The sequence below is a fragment of the Streptomyces sp. SM1 genome, from assembly GCF_002910825.1.
Lineage (GTDB): Bacteria > Actinomycetota > Actinomycetes > Streptomycetales > Streptomycetaceae > Streptomyces > Streptomyces okerensis.
Genome location: NZ_NEUB01000067.1, coordinates 1 through 14,463 on the forward strand (window position 1 = coordinate 1; position 14,463 = coordinate 14,463).

The window sequence follows — 14,463 nt, forward strand, 5'->3', positions numbered from 1 at the left end:
CGACCCGAAGGGCGGCAGGCGCTGAGTCTTCCTTCCGGGCCCGTCTCCCCCGCCGTGGCGGCGGAGACGGGCCCGCGTGTTCTCCCCGGCGACGTGACCCGGCCCGCACACACCGCCTGGACCACGCACGGTTCCTCCCGAGTCCTCCGCGGCGTGGGCTCCGCCGGGCGGGCGGTCGTCTCCGTCGTCGACGACGACGGAGAGTCGGCCACCGTCGAGGGCGGCGCGTCCTCGGCCGATCCGGTCGCCGTAGCCGCCGGTCGGGGTGCCCCACACCGCCTCACACGCTCGGATGCAGGGCGGGGACGGCCTCACGAACGGTGTGCCGGATCCCGCGTCCCACGTCCGGCGGTCGATACCGTGCCCGGCCCGCAGGCACCCGGGCGGGAGCGGACCGGCGGCCTCGCGAAGGGCGTGCAGGAACCTGCGGCCCGGACGCCAGGCCGACTGCGGCGGACGGGCGTCAGCGCTCGGTCACCTTGCCGTCGGCGACCTCCAGGCGGCGGGTCACGTGGACCGCGTCGAGCATGCGGCGGTCGTGGGTGATCAGCAGGAGCGTGCCCTCGTAGCTGTTCAGGGCCGCTTCGAGCTGTTCGATGGCCGGCAGGTCCAGGTGGTTGGTCGGCTCGTCGAGGACCAGGAGGTTGACGCCCCTGCCCTGGAGAAGGGCCAGGGCCGCCCGGGTGCGTTCACCCGGGGAGAGGGTGGCCGCCGGGCGCATGACGTGGTCCGCCTTGAGCCCGAACTTGGCCAGCAGTGTGCGGATGTCGGCCGGTTCCAGATCGGGTACCGCCGGGCGGAAGGCGTCGAGCAGGGCCTCGGAGCCGTGGAAGAGCGCGCGGGCCTGGTCGACCTCGCCGAGCAGGACCCCCGAGCCCAGGGCGGCGTGCCCGGCGTCCAGCGGCACCCGGCCCAGCAGGGCGCCGAGCAGAGTGGACTTGCCGGCTCCGTTCGCGCCCGTGACGGCCACCCGGTCGGCCCAGTCGATCTGCAGGGTGACCGGGCCGAGGGTGAAGCCGCCACGGCTCACCTCCGCGTCCCGGAGGGTGGCGACGACCGCGCCCGAGCGGGCGGCCGACGCGATCTCCATCCGCAGTTCCCATTCCTTGCGCGGTTCGTCGACCACGTCGAGGCGTTCGATCATGCGCTGTGTCTGGCGCGCCTTGGCGGCCTGCTTCTCGCTGGCCTCGCTGCGGAACTTGCGGCCGATCTTGTCGTTGTCGGTGCCGGCCCTGCGGCGGGCGTTCTTGACGCCCTTGTCCATCCAGGAGCGCTGTGTCTGCGCCCGGTCCTGGAGCGCGGCCCGCTTGTCGGCGTACTCCTCGTAGTCGTCGCGGGCGTGCCGGCGGGCCACCTCCCGCTCCTCCAGATAGGCCTCGTAGCCACCGCCGTAGAGGTTGATCCGCCCCTGGGCGAGGTCGAGTTCGAGGACCTTGGTGACGGTGCGGGTGAGGAACTCGCGGTCGTGGCTGACCACGACCGTCCCGGCGCGCAGTCCGCTCACGAAGCGTTCCAGGCGTTCCAGGCCGTCCAGGTCGAGGTCGTTGGTCGGCTCGTCGAGGAGGAAGACGTCATAGCGGGAGAGGAGGAGGGAGGCGAGGCCCGCGCGGGCCGCCTGGCCGCCGGAGAGCGAGGTCATCGGCTGGTCCAGGTCGACGGCCAGGCCGAGGGAGGCGGCGACCTCGTCGGCGCGCTCGTCGAGGTCGGCGCCGCCCAGGGACAGCCAGCGCTCCAGGCTCTCGGCGTACGCGTCGTCCGCGCCCGGCGCGCCGTCGACCAGCGCCTGGGTCGCCTCGTCCATCGTCCGCTGGGCCTCGGCGACACCGGTGCGGCGGGCCAGGAACTCCCGCACGCTCTCGCCGGGCCGGCGCTCCGGCTCCTGCGGAAGGTGCCCCACGGTGGCCGTGGGCGGGGAGAGGCGCAGCTCGCCCTGCTCCGGTGCGGTGAGTCCGGCGAGCAGGCGCAGCAGCGTGGATTTGCCCGCGCCGTTGGCGCCGACCAGGCCGATCACGTCGCCGGGGGCGACGACGAGATCGAGACCGGTGAACAGGGAGCGGTCTCCGTGTCCGGCGGCGAGGTTCTTGGCGACGAGGGTGGCAGTCATCAGACCGCCGATCCTAACGGCCGTGCAGGACCGCTCGCCCGCCCGGTCCTCACCGCCGCCCCACCGCCGTCACCAGCACGGTCCCCGCCGTGCGGGCCACGACGTACGCCTCGCCCCGCACCGCTGCGGCGTCCAGCGGGACGCGGTGGCGGCCGGGTTCCAGGACGGCGTCGAAGAGGTCCCGGGCGTGGGTGCGGGAGAGGCGGTCGACCCGGTAGGCGGTGAGGCGCACCCGGCAGGAGGAGGTGACCCCGAACTCCGCAGCGCCGGGGAGGGCGGTGAGGTCCGTCAGGCGGCGCTGCCCCGGCGCGCCGCGGTCCAGGGCCTGTTCGGTCTGGGCCACCAGCAGGGGCACGGCCGGCGCGAGACCGTCGACGCAGGGCACGTCGACACCGGCGGTGGTGAAGGCACGGCGTACGGTGTCGCGTTCCCCGGGGCGGACGGACCGGCCGAAGACCACGGCGCCATAGGCCCGCAGTTCGTCGGCGGGGACGCGGTCGGCGTTCTGCGCGATGTCGGCACCGACACCGATGGTGCGCAGCGCGGCGGCGAGCCTGGCGAGCTGGGCGACGCGGGCGCCGATCAGCAGGACGCGGCGGCGGGCGCCGGGGGCACGGCCGTCCAGGAGGGCGGCGAGGGCCGTGCGGTACTCGGTGCCGCGGAAGCGGAACGGCCCGATGCCGTGGTAGCCGTTGAGTTCCAGGTCGGCGTGCGTGTCGGTCTGCCAGGCGAAATCGCGCCAGATGATGTCCTCACCGTTGGGTTCGATGACCGCGGTGACGGCGCCGCAGGCCAGGTCCTCGCACTCGGGGCAGCCGTAGACGATGAACCGCCCGGCGGGCAGGGGTGCTCCGGCCTCCAGCAGCAGGCCCCGGACCTGGGCGGTGAAGAGGGAGGGCGGGACGTCGGAGGCGAGCGGGGAGACGGCGTCCAGGTCGGAGAGGCGGTGGAGCAGCGGACGTCCGTCGACGACGAAGTCGACGAAGTCGCGGTGGACCTGGTAGTCCCCGCCCGGGAGGAGTCCACCGGCTCGGGTCGCCGGTGCCAGGCCGAAGGTCGCGTACTCGGCAGACATGCCGTGAGTATTCCCACCGCGAACCCGTCCCGCGCGCGGCATGACATATTCCGCTAACGTCCGGCCGATGGAGACCGAACCGGACGGCGACGTCCTCGTGATCGGCGGTGGTGTCATCGGGCTGACCACGGCCGTGGTCCTCGCCGAGCGCGGCGTGCGGGTACGGCTGTGGACGCGGGACCCGGTCGGGCGGACCACCTCGGCGGTCGCGGGCGCGCTGTGGTGGCCGTACCGGATCGAGCCGGTGGCGTCGGCGTACACGTGGGCGCTGCGGTCGCTGGAGGTGTACGAGGAGCTGGCGGCGCGGCCGGAGACCACCGGCGTACGGATGGTCGAAGGAGTACTGGGCGAGACCGCGCTGGACGAGGTCGGCGTGTGGGCCGCCGCGCGGCTGGCGGGGCTGCGGACGGCGACGGCCGAGGAGTATCCCGCCGGGTCGGGGGTGCGGGCGCGGCTGCCGCTCATCGACATGACGGCCCATCTGCCGTGGCTGCGGGAGCGGTTGCTGGCGGCGGGAGGTGCGGTCGAGGCTCGTACGGTGGCGGGCCTGGCGGAGACGGACGCGCCGGTCGTGGTCAACTGCACGGGGCTGGCGGCGCGGGAGCTGGTGCCGGATCCGTCGGTACGGCCGGTGCGGGGGCAGTTGGTCGTGGTGGAGAACCCGGGGATCGACACATGGATGGTCTCCACCGGGGCGGACGGTGCGATGGCGTACTTCTTCCCGCAGCCGGGCCGGCTGGTGCTCGGCGGCACGGCGGAGGAGGACGCCTGGTCCACGGAGCCGGACCCGGCGGTGGCCGAGGCCATCGTGCGGCGGTGTGCGGCGCTGCGCCCCGAGATCGCCGGTGCCCGCGTCCTGGAGCACCGGGTGGGTCTGCGGCCCGCCCGTGACGCGGTGCGGCTGGAACGCAGCGCGCTTCCCGACGGCCGGGCCCTGGTGCACAACTACGGCCACGGCGGCGCGGGCGTCACCGTGGCCTGGGGCTGCGCGGAGGAGGCGGCGACGCTGGCCGCCGGGTGAACGATCACCCGGCGGGAGGCGCGGCCCGGCAGGCGGGGTTCTCGTTGCGGACCTGGTGTCTCCCCCGCCGCCGCTTCCCTTCCCTTCCCTTCCCTTCCCTTCCCTTCCCCGGGGGCTCCGCCCCGGGCCCCGTTCGCGCAGTTCCCCGCGCCCCTGGGGGCCACGCCCCGCGGTACGCGCCCGCCCGCGCGCGTCAGTGTTTGCCGATGGGGTCTCCCTCCACGTCCGGGCCGCGGCCCGGGCCGACGCGGAGTTCGAATTCGCCGTCGAACCTCTTGTGGCCCTCGATGACCGCGAGATGCACCGCCTCGGAACCCATCTCGCCCCGCACGATGAGCGGGTCGCGGCGCAGGTCGCGCATGAGCGCCACGCACATGAAGAGCATCACGACGATGAACGGGGCGGCCGCGAGGATCGTGAGGTTCTGCAGCCCGGTCAGCGCGTCGCCCTGGCCGCTGCCGACCAGCAGCATGATCGCCGCCACACCTCCGGTGACCACGCCCCAGAACACCACCACCCAGCGGCTGGGTTCGAGCGCTCCCTTCTGCGAGAGGGTGCCCATCACGACGGAGGCCGCGTCGGCGCCCGAGACGAAGAAGATGCCGACGAGGATCATCACCAGCAGGCTGGTGGCGGTGGCGACGGGGTACTCCTGCAGTACGGCGAAGAGCCGGCCCTCGGGGGTCGTCTCGTCGCCGAGCCGGTTCTGCTCCTGGAGCCTCATCGCCGAGCCGCCGAAGATCGCGAACCAGACCAGGCTGACCGTGCTGGGCACGAGGATGACGCCGCCGATGAACTGACGGATGGTCCGCCCCCGGCTGATGCGGGCGATGAACATGCCGACGAACGGCGTCCAGGAGATCCACCACGCCCAGTAGAAGACGGTCCAGCTGCCCAGCCAGTCGGCGACGCCCTCGCCTCCGCTGATCTCCGTGCGGCCGGCCAGTTCGGGCAGGTCGCCGAGGTAGGCGAAGACCGACGTCGGCAGCAGGTCGAGGATGAGAATGGTCGGGCCGGCGATGAAGACGAACAGGGCGAGGACCAGTGCCAGCACCATGTTGGTGTTGGACAGCCACTGGATGCCCTTCTCCACGCCGGAGATCGCGGAGGCCACGAACGCCACGGTCAGCACCGCGATGATGCCGACCAGCAGCCCGGTGCCGACCTTGTCCATCCAGTCGAGCTTCTCCATACCGGAGCCGATCTGCAGCGCGCCGAGGCCGAGCGAGGCCGCGGAACCGAAGACCGTCGCGATGATGGCGAGCATGTCGATGATCCGGCCGCCGACGCCGTTGGCGTTCTTCTCACCGATGAGCGGGGTGAACACGGCGCTGATGGTCTGCCGGCGGCGCCGGCGGAAGGTGCTGTAGGCGATGGCGAGGCCGACCACCGCGTAGATCGCCCACGGGTGAAGTGTCCAGTGGAAGAGGGTGGTGGCCATGGCCGTCTCCATGCGGTCGCCGGAGTCGGCCGGATTGGTGCCCGGCGGGGGCGTGGTGTAGTGCGCCAGCGGCTCGCTCACGCCCCAGAACATCAGACCGATGCCCATGCCGGCGCTGAACATCATGGCGATCCAGGACACCGTGCGGAATTCGGGTTCCTCGCCCTCGGCACCGAGGTGGATCCGGCCGTACCGGCTGGCGGCGAGCCAGAGGGCGAAGATCACGAAGCCGGAGGCGGCCAGCATGAACCCCCAGCCCCCGTTGTGCATCAGCCCGCCCAGCATGCTGCTGGAGGTGTCCTCGAGCGAGTCCGTCCCGATGGCCCCCCAGAGCACGAACGCGAGGGTCAGCACGGCGGTGACGCCGAACACCACCCGGTCGGTCCGTGGGTGTTCACGGCCGGGCAGGCCCGCCTCGGAGCCCGGCAGTGGGCCTGCCGTCTGGTCCTTGTCGCTGTGCTGCTCCTGCGTCACAGGCGCACCTTTCGTCCGAGCCGTCGGGTGGAGAGCACTCCTCCCGATAGGCCCTTACCACTTTTGGCGCAAAACTCACCTCTCCAGCGGGACGCGTCGTCCTTCCCTTCCGTCAGGCGCGTCTCACCGGGCCTCTCCCGGAACGCGGTGGGCGGTGGCACCGGGCCGGGCCACGCCGTCCAGGACGGCGTCGGGGGTTGTGGCGCGCGTACCGGCCGTGGCACGGGCGAACGCGGCCGTTCCGCCGACGAACGGGACCCGGGCGGAGGTGCGGGCCAGGTCGAGGGTGAGCGTCGGGGTGTCGGCGGGAGGGTCGATCAGGCCACGGTCGGTGCCGGCGACGATCAGCGCGAGGCGGTGCCCCTCGGGGACGACGTGGTCGGTGGCCGCGAGGTCGAGAGTGACCCTGTACCGCTCGCCGGGGGTGAGCGGTTCGCCCTTGCCGGTGTCGGTGTGGTGGCCGAGGTCGGCCCAGCCGCGGCTGACGACGGTGTACCCGACGTCGGCGGTGGTGGCGCGGGTCTCCTTGAAGCAGGAGCTGTCGCCCTCGGTGCCCGGGCCCCAGCAGGTGCGGTCGGGCAGGGTGGTGATGCCTTCTCCGCTGTCGGCGTAGTCACGGATGGTGTCGGGACCGAGGTCGACGAGCACGGCGGAGAGGTGGGCCGTCGGGGTGCTGGGGGTGGCGGTGACGGTGACCTCGGAGGCGCCGGACAGGCGCAGGTCGCGGGTGAGCGGGCCGGTGACGAAGCCCGTCTTGTCCGGAGTCGACGTGTCGATACGGGCGGCCCAGTCGGTCTCGCTCAGCCGCGGGTCGTCGGTGAAGGTCTCGGTGCCCTTGCCCTTGCGCAGGCCCAGGGTGCCGACGCCGGCCGCGTCGCCCTCGGCGGGACGCAGGGTCGTGGCGTGTGTGCCGCGCGGCGGCCAGGTCGCCGAGGTGGTCCACTGGTCGGGCGCGCGTTCGATGTCGGCCATGGGTTCGCGGTCGATGCCGTTGTCGTAGCCGAGGAGTTCGTGGTCGAACCAGCGGTGCAGGGTGTGCACCCATTCCGCGCGGCGGAAGTCGAAGGGGTCGACATGACCGGTCCGGGAGAGCCAGATCTTGCGGTCGACGCCGTTCTTCGCGAGGGCGTCCCACCAGGGACCGACGTGCTGCATGCGCACGTTGAGGTCCTGCATGCCGTGCACCAGGAAGACGCTGGCCTTCACCTTCTTCGCGGCACGGACGTAGTCGCGTTCGCTCCACAGCGGGGTGCGGTCGCCGGTGCGCGGGGCGCCCTCGACGAGTTCCTGCTGGACGGCGCCGCAGTGGGCGCGGGCCTCGGGGCTCTCGACGTACTGGGACAGCCAGTCGGGGCCGGAGTCGTAGAGCGGGGCGCCCTGGGAGAAGTAGTAGGCGTACCAGGAGGAGATGGCGGCGATCGGGACGATGGTCTCCAGGCCCTCGACCCCGGTGGCGGCGACGCCGTTGGCTATGGTGCCGTCCCAGCTCTTGCCGATCATGCCGGTGCGGCCGTTGGTCCAGTCGGCTTCGGCGCGCTCGGTGCCGGTGCGGCTGGTGTACGCCCTGCCGCGGCCGTTCAGCCAGTCGACGACGGCCTTCGCGGACCGGACGTCGGAGCGTCCCCCGACGTCCACGCAGCCGTCGGAGCGGCTGGTTCCGGCCAGGTCGACACCGACGACGGCGTAGCCGCGCGGCACGAAGTAGTTGTCGTAGAACAGCGGCATCTGTACGACGTCGCCGTTCGCGTCGTAGGTCTTCTTCTGGCTCTCGTTGCCGCGCCCGCAGCAGGAGTAGTACGGACTGGCGTCCATGATGACGGGTATCTTCCGGCCCCGCTGGGCGGGTTCGCGGGGGCGGACGATGTCGACGGCGACCCGGTCGGTGTCGCCGTCCCGGTCCTCGTCGAGGCCGGTGTCCACCCAGACGGCCTCGCGGATGGCGGTGTCGTAGTCGTGGACGGGCCTGCTCTCGCGTGGCGCGGTGTGGGCCGCGACGGGGGTGAGCAGGGTGGCCGTCAGGGCGGCGGTGACCGCCGTCGCGAGCGTTCTCCAGGTCGTGAAGCGCATGCGTTTCGGCATGCGCCGGACGGTACATCGGTGAACTCCGGTGCAGAAGAGGGCCGTTGACACCTCATGAAGCCACTGGTGGCTGAAATCAGGCCTGGTGGGGAGCGCCGGTCCGGATGCGGGTGCGGTGTCGGGTCCGCTCAGTCACCGTGGTCGTACACCGTCACCGGTATGCCGTGCCGCACCAGCCGCTCGGTGATCAGCGGCTCGACGCGGGACCATCTGCCGCCGGCCAGGCCGCAGCCTGTGCGGGGCATGTGGACCGACGCGTCCAGTTCGGCCGCGGGGCCGGCGAGGCGGGCGAGGGCCGCGTCGATCGCCTCGTAGCGGACGGGGACACCCTTGCCGCCGGACCCTGTGCCGCGCCGGCCGATCGTGTTGGCCACCCACACGTACCGCTCCACCTGGACGAGTTGCGGCGCGCCCAGGCCGAAGTCGTTGCCCGCGCGGCCCCGGTGCCAGGCCCGGTAGGCGGCTTCCGGCTCGGGCCGGCGGCGCGACACGGCGAGGACGAAGCCCTTCCCCCAGCCCCCGATGTCGTTGCAGACATGGGCGATGATCTTGACGCCCTTCACCGGCGGAAGGGTCGCGTCACCCCTGATGCAGGTGATCTCCGACATGACACCACCGTAGGCGCCGGCACTGACAGTGGGCGTGGGCCGCCCGTCGTCCCGTCGGGGGCCCGGCCCGGGTGCCCGAAGGTGACAGGAGAGGTGTCACAGCATTGGTGGTACAGCGATACTGCTGCACATGACGACCGAGACCGAGGGCCTGACGATCGACGAACTGGCGGCCCGGGGCGGGGTCACCGTGCGCACGGTCCGTTTCTACGGGACCAGGGGGCTGCTGCCGCCGCCGGTGATCGGTCCCCGGCGGGTCGGCCGTTACGGGCGGGAGCATCTGGCCCGGCTGGAGCTCATCGAGGAGTTGCAGAGCCGGGGCATGACGCTGGCGGCGATCGAACGGTATCTGGGACAGCTGCCGCCGGACCTGAGTGTGCGGGACCTCGCCCTCCAGCGGGCGGTGGTGGCGTCCTGGGCGCCGAACACGGTGGAGACGGTGTCACGCGGGGAGCTCGAGCGCCGCGCGGGACGTCCGCTGGACGGGGAGGACCTGAAGCGGCTGGCCGCGATGGACGTCGTCGGGCGGGACGGCGAGGCGTCCGAGTCCTTTCTCGTGGACACGGGGCTGCTGCGGCTCGGGGTCGAACTGCTGGACGTGCCGCTGTCGCACGAGACGATCCTCGCCGCCCGTACGGCGCTCACCGAGCACTCCCGCGCGGCCGCCCACGAGCTGTCGCGGCTGCTGCGCGACGCGGTCGCGGACAAGGACGCGCGCGATGTGCGGTCCCTGTCCGCCCGGATGCATCCGCTCGTGGTGCAGGCGCTGCTCACGACCTTCCAGCGGTCGCTGAAGGATGAGCTGCGGGAGTGGCTCGACGAGGAGGGGTGAACCCCGGGGACGGCGTCAGCGCGCGTCCGTGAACACCTCTCCCTTCTCCGCCTTCTCCACCAGCAGGGCCGGCGGGGCGAAGCGTTCGCCGTAGCGCTCGGCGAGTTCACGCGCGCGGGCCACGAAGCCGGGCAGGCCGCCCTCGTAGCCGTTGACGTACTGCAGCACTCCGCCGGTCCAGCCCGGGAAGCCGATGCCGAGGATGGAGCCGATGTTGGCGTCGGCGACGGACGTCAGGACGCCCTCCTCCAGCAGCCGGACGGTGTCCAGCGCCTCGGAGAACAGCATGCGTTCCTGCATGTCGCGGAACGGGATCTCGTGTCCGGCCCGCGTGAAGTGCTCGCGCAGTCCCGGCCAGAGGGCGGCGCGCTTGCCGTCCTCGCCGTACTCGTAGAAGCCGGCGCCGCCGCTGCGGCCCGGGCGGCCGAACTCGTCGACCATGCGGTCGATGACCGCCTCGGCCGGGTGCGGGGTCCAGGTGCCGCCGGCCTCCTCGACGGCCCGCTTCGACTCGAGGCGGATCCTGCGGGGCAGGGTGAGGGTCAGCTCGTCCATCAGCGAGAGCACCTTGGCGGGGTAGCCCGCCTGGGCCGCCGCCTGCTCCACCGACGCCGGCTCGATGCCCTCGCCGACCATGGCGACGCCCTCGTTGATGAAGTGGCCGATGACGCGGGAGGTGAAGAAGCCGCGCGAGTCGTTGACGACGATCGGGGTCTTGTTGATCTGCCGGACCAGGTCGAAGGCGCGGGCCAGCGCCTCGTCGCCGGTGCGCTCACCCCGGATGATCTCGACCAGCGGCATCTTGTCCACGGGGGAGAAGAAGTGCAGCCCGATGAAGTCGCCCTGGCGCTCGACGCCCTCGGCGAGGGCGGTGATGGGCAGGGTGGAGGTGTTGGAGCACAGCAGCGCGTCGGGGGCGACGACGTCCTGGATCTCCTGGAACACCTTGTGCTTCAGGGAGGTGTCCTCGAACACGGCCTCGATGACGGCGTCGCAGCCGGCCAGGTCGGCGGCCTCGGCGGTCGGGGTGATCCGCGCGAGCAGCGCGTCGGCCTTCTCCTGGCTGGTACGGCCCCTGGCGACGGCCTTGGCGCACAGCTTCTCGGAGTAGCCCTTGCCCTTGACGGCCGATTCCAGGGCGACGTCCTTGAGGACGACGTCGATCCCCGCGCGGGCGCACGCGTAGGCGATGCCCGCGCCCATCATCCCGGCGCCGAGGACGGCGACCTTGGTGACCTTGCGGGGCTCGATGCCCTGGGGGCGGTTGGCGCCGGAGTTGACGGCCTGGAGGTCGAAGAAGAACGCCTGGATCATGTTCTTGGACGTCTGTCCGGCGGCCAGCTCGACGAAGTAGCGGGCCTCGATGACCTGGGCGGTCTCGAAGTCGACCTGGGCGCCCTCGACGGCCGCGGCCATGATGTTGCGCGGGGCCGGGTAGGGGGCACCGCCGGTCTGCTTGCGCAGGTTGGCCGGGAAGGCGGGCAGGTTGGCGGCGAACTTGGGGTGGGCGGGGGTGCCGCCGGGGATGCGGTAGCCGGGCCGGTCCCAGGGCTGGGCCGACTCGGGGTGGGCGTCGATGAAGGCGCGGGCCCTGGCGAGCATGTCCTCGCGGGTGTCGGCGACCTCGTCGACCAGGCCGTTCTCCAGGGCGCGGCGCGGGTTGTACTGGGTGCCCTGGAGGAGCACCTTCAGCAGGGCGTCGGTGATGCCGAGCAGGCGGACGGTACGGACGACACCGCCGCCGCCGGGGAGCAGGCCGAGGGTGACCTCGGGGCAGCCGATCTTGGAGCCGGGGGCGTCGAGGGCGATCCGGTGGTGGCAGGCGAGGGCGAGTTCGTAGCCGCCGCCGAGGGCCGCGCCGTTGATCGCGGCGACGACCGGCTTGCCGAGGGTCTCGATGCGGCGCATCTGGCGCTTGAGCGCCATACCGCCGTCGAACAGGTCCTGTGCCGTCTCGGGGGTGACCCGGATCAGGTCGCGCAGGTCGCCGCCGGCGAAGAAGGTCTTCTTGGCGGAGGTGATGATGACGCCGCGGATCGTGTCCTTCTCGGCCTCCAGGCGGTCGGTGACGACGGCCAGGGAGTCGCGGAACGCCTGGTTCATGGTGTTCGCGGACTGGCGGGGGTCGTCGATGACGAGGGTGACGACGCCGGTGCGGTCCTGTTCCCAGCGAATGGTGGTGCTCTCGGTCATGAGGAGTTCTCCGTGAGTAGGTGGCGGGTCGCTGGGGGTCAGAGGCGTTCGACGACGGTGGCGATGCCCATGCCGCCGCCCACGCACAGGGTGGCGAGGCCGTAGCGCTTGTCCTGACGCTCGAGTTCGTCGACGAGCGTGCCGAGGATCATCGCGCCGGTCGCGCCGAGCGGGTGGCCCAGCGCGATGGCGCCGCCGTTGACGTTGACCTTGTCCGGCGACAGGCCCATGTCCTTCATGAAACGCAGCACGACCGCCGCGAACGCCTCGTTGATCTCGACCAGGTCGATGTCGTCGATGGTCAGTCCGGCCTTGGCGAGGGCCTTGCGGGTGGCCGGGGCGGGGCCGGTGAGCATGATGGTGGGCTCGGAGCCGGAGACGGCGGCGGAAACGATCCGGGCGCGCGGGGTGAGCCCGTAGCGCTCGCCCACCTCCTTGGAACCGATGGCGACCAGCGCGGCGCCGTCGACGATGCCGGAGGAGTTGCCCGCGTGGTGGACGTGGTCGATCTTCTCCACCCAGTGGTACTTCTGCAGCGCGACGGCGTCGAAGCCGCCCAGTTCGCCGATGTCCGCGAAGGACGGCTTCAGCCCGCCCAGCGATTCGGCGGTGGTGCCGGGGCGCAGGTGCTCGTCGTGGTCGAGGACGACCAGGCCGCTGCGGTCCCGCACCGGGACGACGGACCGCTCGAAGCGGTTCTCCTTCCAGGCGGTGGCCGCACGCTCCTGCGACAGGGCGGCGTACTCGTCGACGTCGCGCCGGGAGAAGCCCCCGATGGTGGCGATCAGGTCCGCGCCGATGCCCTGCGGGACGAAGTTGACGGCGAGGTTGGTCATGGGATCGTTGAACCAGGCCCCGCCGTCGGAGGCCATCGGGACGCGGGACATGGACTCCACCCCTCCGGCGAGGATCAGATCCTCCCAGCCCGAACGGACCTTGGCCGCGGCGAGGTTGACGGCCTCCAGACCGGACGCGCAGAAGCGGTTCTCCTGGACCCCCGCCACCGTGTCCGGCAGCCCGGCCGCGATCGCGGCGACGCGGGCGATGTCCGAGCCCTGGTCACCGACCGGTCCGACCACGCCCAGCACGATGTCGTCGACGGCTGCCGGGTCCAGGTCCGGGAAGCGGTGCCGGAGTTCGTGAATGAGACCGACCACCAGGTCGATGGGCTTGGTCCCGTGCAGGGTTCCATTGGCCTTGCCGCGCCCGCGCGGGGTGCGGATCGCGTCGTACACATACGCTTCGGTGCTCACGAGGAGGCCTTTCACTGAGGGGGCGGGGGTTCGGAGGAGTTCGAGGGGGCCGCGGGCCGGGGCAGGTCCCAGTCACGGGCCACGTCGTCGGCGCCGGCGCCCGGCCGGGCGGGCCCGGTACGGATCGCGGCGGGGGTCGCGGAGAACCGCGGTGCAGGTGCCGGCTGGGTGATGCCGCCGTGGTCGGTGAAGGTGCCGCGGGCGGCGAGATGCGGGTGGTGCGGGGCCTCACCGAGGGACAGCACGGGCGCCACGCACGCGTCGGTGCCCTCGAAGACGGCCGTCCACGCGTCACGGGTACGGGCCTTGAACCGGGCGGCGACCCGCTCGCGCAGTTCCGGCCAGCGGGTGACGTCGGTGTGGGCGCCCGCCTGGTCCTCGAGGCCGAGCAGGCGCAGGAACTCGGTGTAGAAGCGCGGTTCCAGCGCGCCGACGGCCATGTGCCTGCCGTCGGCGGTGGCGTAGGTGCCGTAGTAGGGGCAGCCGCCGTCGAGGAGGTTGGCGCCGCGGCGGTCCTGCCAGGCTCCGGCGGCGAGCATGCCGTGGATCATCGCGGAGAGGTGGGCGGTGCCGTCCACGATGGCGGCGTCGACGACCTGTCCGGTACCGGTCGCGCGCGCGTGGTGCAGGGCGGCGAGGACGCCGACGACGAGGTAGAGGGAGCCGCCCGCGTAGTCGCCGAGCAGGTTGGCCGGGACGGCCGGGGGCCGGTCCGGGTCGCCGATCATGCCGAGGGTGCCGGTGAGGGCGATGTACGCGATGTCGTGGCCCGCGCGGTCGGCGAGAGGGCCTTCCTGCCCCCAGCCGGTCATCCGGCCGTAGACCAGACGGGGGTTGCGGGCGTGGCAGTCCCCGGGGCCCACACCGAGGCGCTCGGCGACACCGGGGCGGTAGCCCTCGATGAGGATGTCGGCCCGTTCGGCGAGGTCCAGGAGGCGGGCGGGGCCGTCGGGTGCCTTCAGGTCCACGATCACGGAGCGCTTGTTGCGGAGGGTGATGTCACGGGCCGGGGCGATCCCCAGGCCGGGGCCGCCCGGACGGTCCACACGGACGACATCGGCGCCCAGGTCGGCCAGAAGCATGGCGGCGAACGGGCCGGGCCCGATCCCTGCCAGCTCGACCACACGCACGCCGGCGAGCGGGCCGCCCGCCGGCGTCTTCGCCTCCGTCATCGAGCCCCCATCGACTGTGACACTCCTGGTGTAACACCTGCGATGTTAAGAACACGTTCCACCCGGCACAAGACCGGGCGAGCAAGCGCTTACCCACTGTACGGTGCGGCACCTCCGCACGCGCCCTCGGAACGGCGCCCAGCCGGTTCGGACCACGGTCCGCGGGGGCGGGCGGTACACGGCGGCCCGGCAGCGCGGCCGGGCGTCGCCG

Annotated in this window: 10 protein-coding genes and 1 pseudogene; 2 read left to right on the forward strand and 9 right to left on the reverse strand. The window is 72.4% G+C overall.

Annotated features, from left to right (window positions below; translation table 11 throughout):
* The 3 genes and pseudogenes from B9S61_RS41435 to B9S61_RS01440 all read right to left on the reverse strand — a co-directional run.
* A pseudogene (locus B9S61_RS41435) lies at window positions 1-276 on the reverse strand (hypothetical protein); the annotation flags it as partial.
* Between the two features lie 187 nt (window positions 277-463).
* Window positions 464-2,104, reverse strand: coding sequence for an ABC-F family ATP-binding cassette domain-containing protein (locus B9S61_RS01435; protein ID WP_103540545.1), 1,641 nt, complete (start codon window positions 2,102-2,104; stop codon window positions 464-466).
* A gap of 49 nt (window positions 2,105-2,153) precedes the next feature.
* Window positions 2,154-3,179, reverse strand: a complete 1,026-nt coding sequence (locus B9S61_RS01440) for an oxidoreductase (protein ID WP_103540546.1) — start codon at window positions 3,177-3,179, stop codon at window positions 2,154-2,156.
* A 67-nt stretch (window positions 3,180-3,246) separates the two neighbouring features.
* Between B9S61_RS01440 and B9S61_RS01445 the strand changes: the two genes are divergently transcribed.
* Window positions 3,247-4,200 carry an FAD-dependent oxidoreductase gene (locus tag B9S61_RS01445; RefSeq protein WP_103540547.1) on the forward strand — a complete coding sequence of 318 codons (954 nt, stop codon included), beginning with the start codon at window positions 3,247-3,249 and terminating at the stop codon, window positions 4,198-4,200.
* A 193-nt stretch (window positions 4,201-4,393) separates the two neighbouring features.
* Here B9S61_RS01445 and B9S61_RS01450 read toward each other — a convergent pair whose 3' ends face one another.
* The 3 genes from B9S61_RS01450 to B9S61_RS01460 all read right to left on the reverse strand — a co-directional run bounded on the left by B9S61_RS01450 (window position 4,394) and on the right by B9S61_RS01460 (window position 8,802).
* A complete protein-coding gene (locus tag B9S61_RS01450; protein ID WP_103540548.1) occupies window positions 4,394-6,115 on the reverse strand; it encodes a BCCT family transporter in 1,722 nt (573 codons plus the stop codon).
* A 123-nt stretch (window positions 6,116-6,238) separates the two neighbouring features.
* Window positions 6,239-8,194, reverse strand: coding sequence for a Xaa-Pro dipeptidyl-peptidase (locus B9S61_RS01455; RefSeq protein ID WP_103540549.1), 1,956 nt, complete (start codon window positions 8,192-8,194; stop codon window positions 6,239-6,241).
* A gap of 128 nt (window positions 8,195-8,322) precedes the next feature.
* A complete protein-coding gene (locus B9S61_RS01460) occupies window positions 8,323-8,802 on the reverse strand; it encodes a macro domain-containing protein (protein ID WP_103540550.1) in 480 nt (159 codons plus the stop codon).
* Between the two features lie 130 nt (window positions 8,803-8,932).
* Between B9S61_RS01460 and B9S61_RS01465 the strand changes: the two genes are divergently transcribed.
* Window positions 8,933-9,634, forward strand: coding sequence for a MerR family transcriptional regulator (locus B9S61_RS01465; protein WP_103540551.1), 702 nt, complete (start codon window positions 8,933-8,935; stop codon window positions 9,632-9,634).
* A gap of 15 nt (window positions 9,635-9,649) precedes the next feature.
* Here the strand turns inward: B9S61_RS01465 and B9S61_RS01470 are convergent, their stop codons facing one another.
* The 3 genes from B9S61_RS01470 to B9S61_RS01480 are packed head-to-tail and all read right to left on the reverse strand — an operon-like array spanning window position 9,650 to window position 14,252.
* On the reverse strand, window positions 9,650-11,827 hold the full coding sequence (locus B9S61_RS01470; protein WP_103540552.1) for a 3-hydroxyacyl-CoA dehydrogenase NAD-binding domain-containing protein: 2,178 nt from the start codon (window positions 11,825-11,827) through the stop codon (window positions 9,650-9,652).
* A 38-nt stretch (window positions 11,828-11,865) separates the two neighbouring features.
* Complete coding sequence (locus tag B9S61_RS01475; RefSeq protein WP_103540553.1) at window positions 11,866-13,080, reverse strand: acetyl-CoA C-acetyltransferase; 1,215 nt, start codon at window positions 13,078-13,080, stop codon at window positions 11,866-11,868.
* An 11-nt stretch (window positions 13,081-13,091) separates the two neighbouring features.
* A complete protein-coding gene (locus B9S61_RS01480) occupies window positions 13,092-14,252 on the reverse strand; it encodes a CaiB/BaiF CoA-transferase family protein (RefSeq protein ID WP_103540554.1) in 1,161 nt (386 codons plus the stop codon).
* Window positions 14,253-14,463 lie beyond the last annotated feature (211 nt).

What these genes read in the sequence shown, in the direction of transcription:
- B9S61_RS01435 (WP_103540545.1), bottom strand. Translation starts at nt 2,104, where the DNA reads ATGACTGCCACCCTCGTCGCCAAGAACCTCGCCGCCGGACACGGAGAC.
- B9S61_RS01440 (WP_103540546.1), bottom strand. Translation starts at nt 3,179, where the DNA reads ATGTCTGCCGAGTACGCGACCTTCGGCCTGGCACCGGCGACCCGAGCC.
- B9S61_RS01445 (WP_103540547.1), top strand. Translation starts at nt 3,247, where the DNA reads ATGGAGACCGAACCGGACGGCGACGTCCTCGTGATCGGCGGTGGTGTC.
- B9S61_RS01455 (WP_103540549.1), bottom strand. Translation starts at nt 8,194, where the DNA reads ATGCCGAAACGCATGCGCTTCACGACCTGGAGAACGCTCGCGACGGCG.
- B9S61_RS01460 (WP_103540550.1), bottom strand. Translation starts at nt 8,802, where the DNA reads ATGTCGGAGATCACCTGCATCAGGGGTGACGCGACCCTTCCGCCGGTG.
- B9S61_RS01465 (WP_103540551.1), top strand. Translation starts at nt 8,933, where the DNA reads ATGACGACCGAGACCGAGGGCCTGACGATCGACGAACTGGCGGCCCGG.
- B9S61_RS01470 (WP_103540552.1), bottom strand. Translation starts at nt 11,827, where the DNA reads ATGACCGAGAGCACCACCATTCGCTGGGAACAGGACCGCACCGGCGTC.
- B9S61_RS01480 (WP_103540554.1), bottom strand. Translation starts at nt 14,252, where the DNA reads ATGACGGAGGCGAAGACGCCGGCGGGCGGCCCGCTCGCCGGCGTGCGT.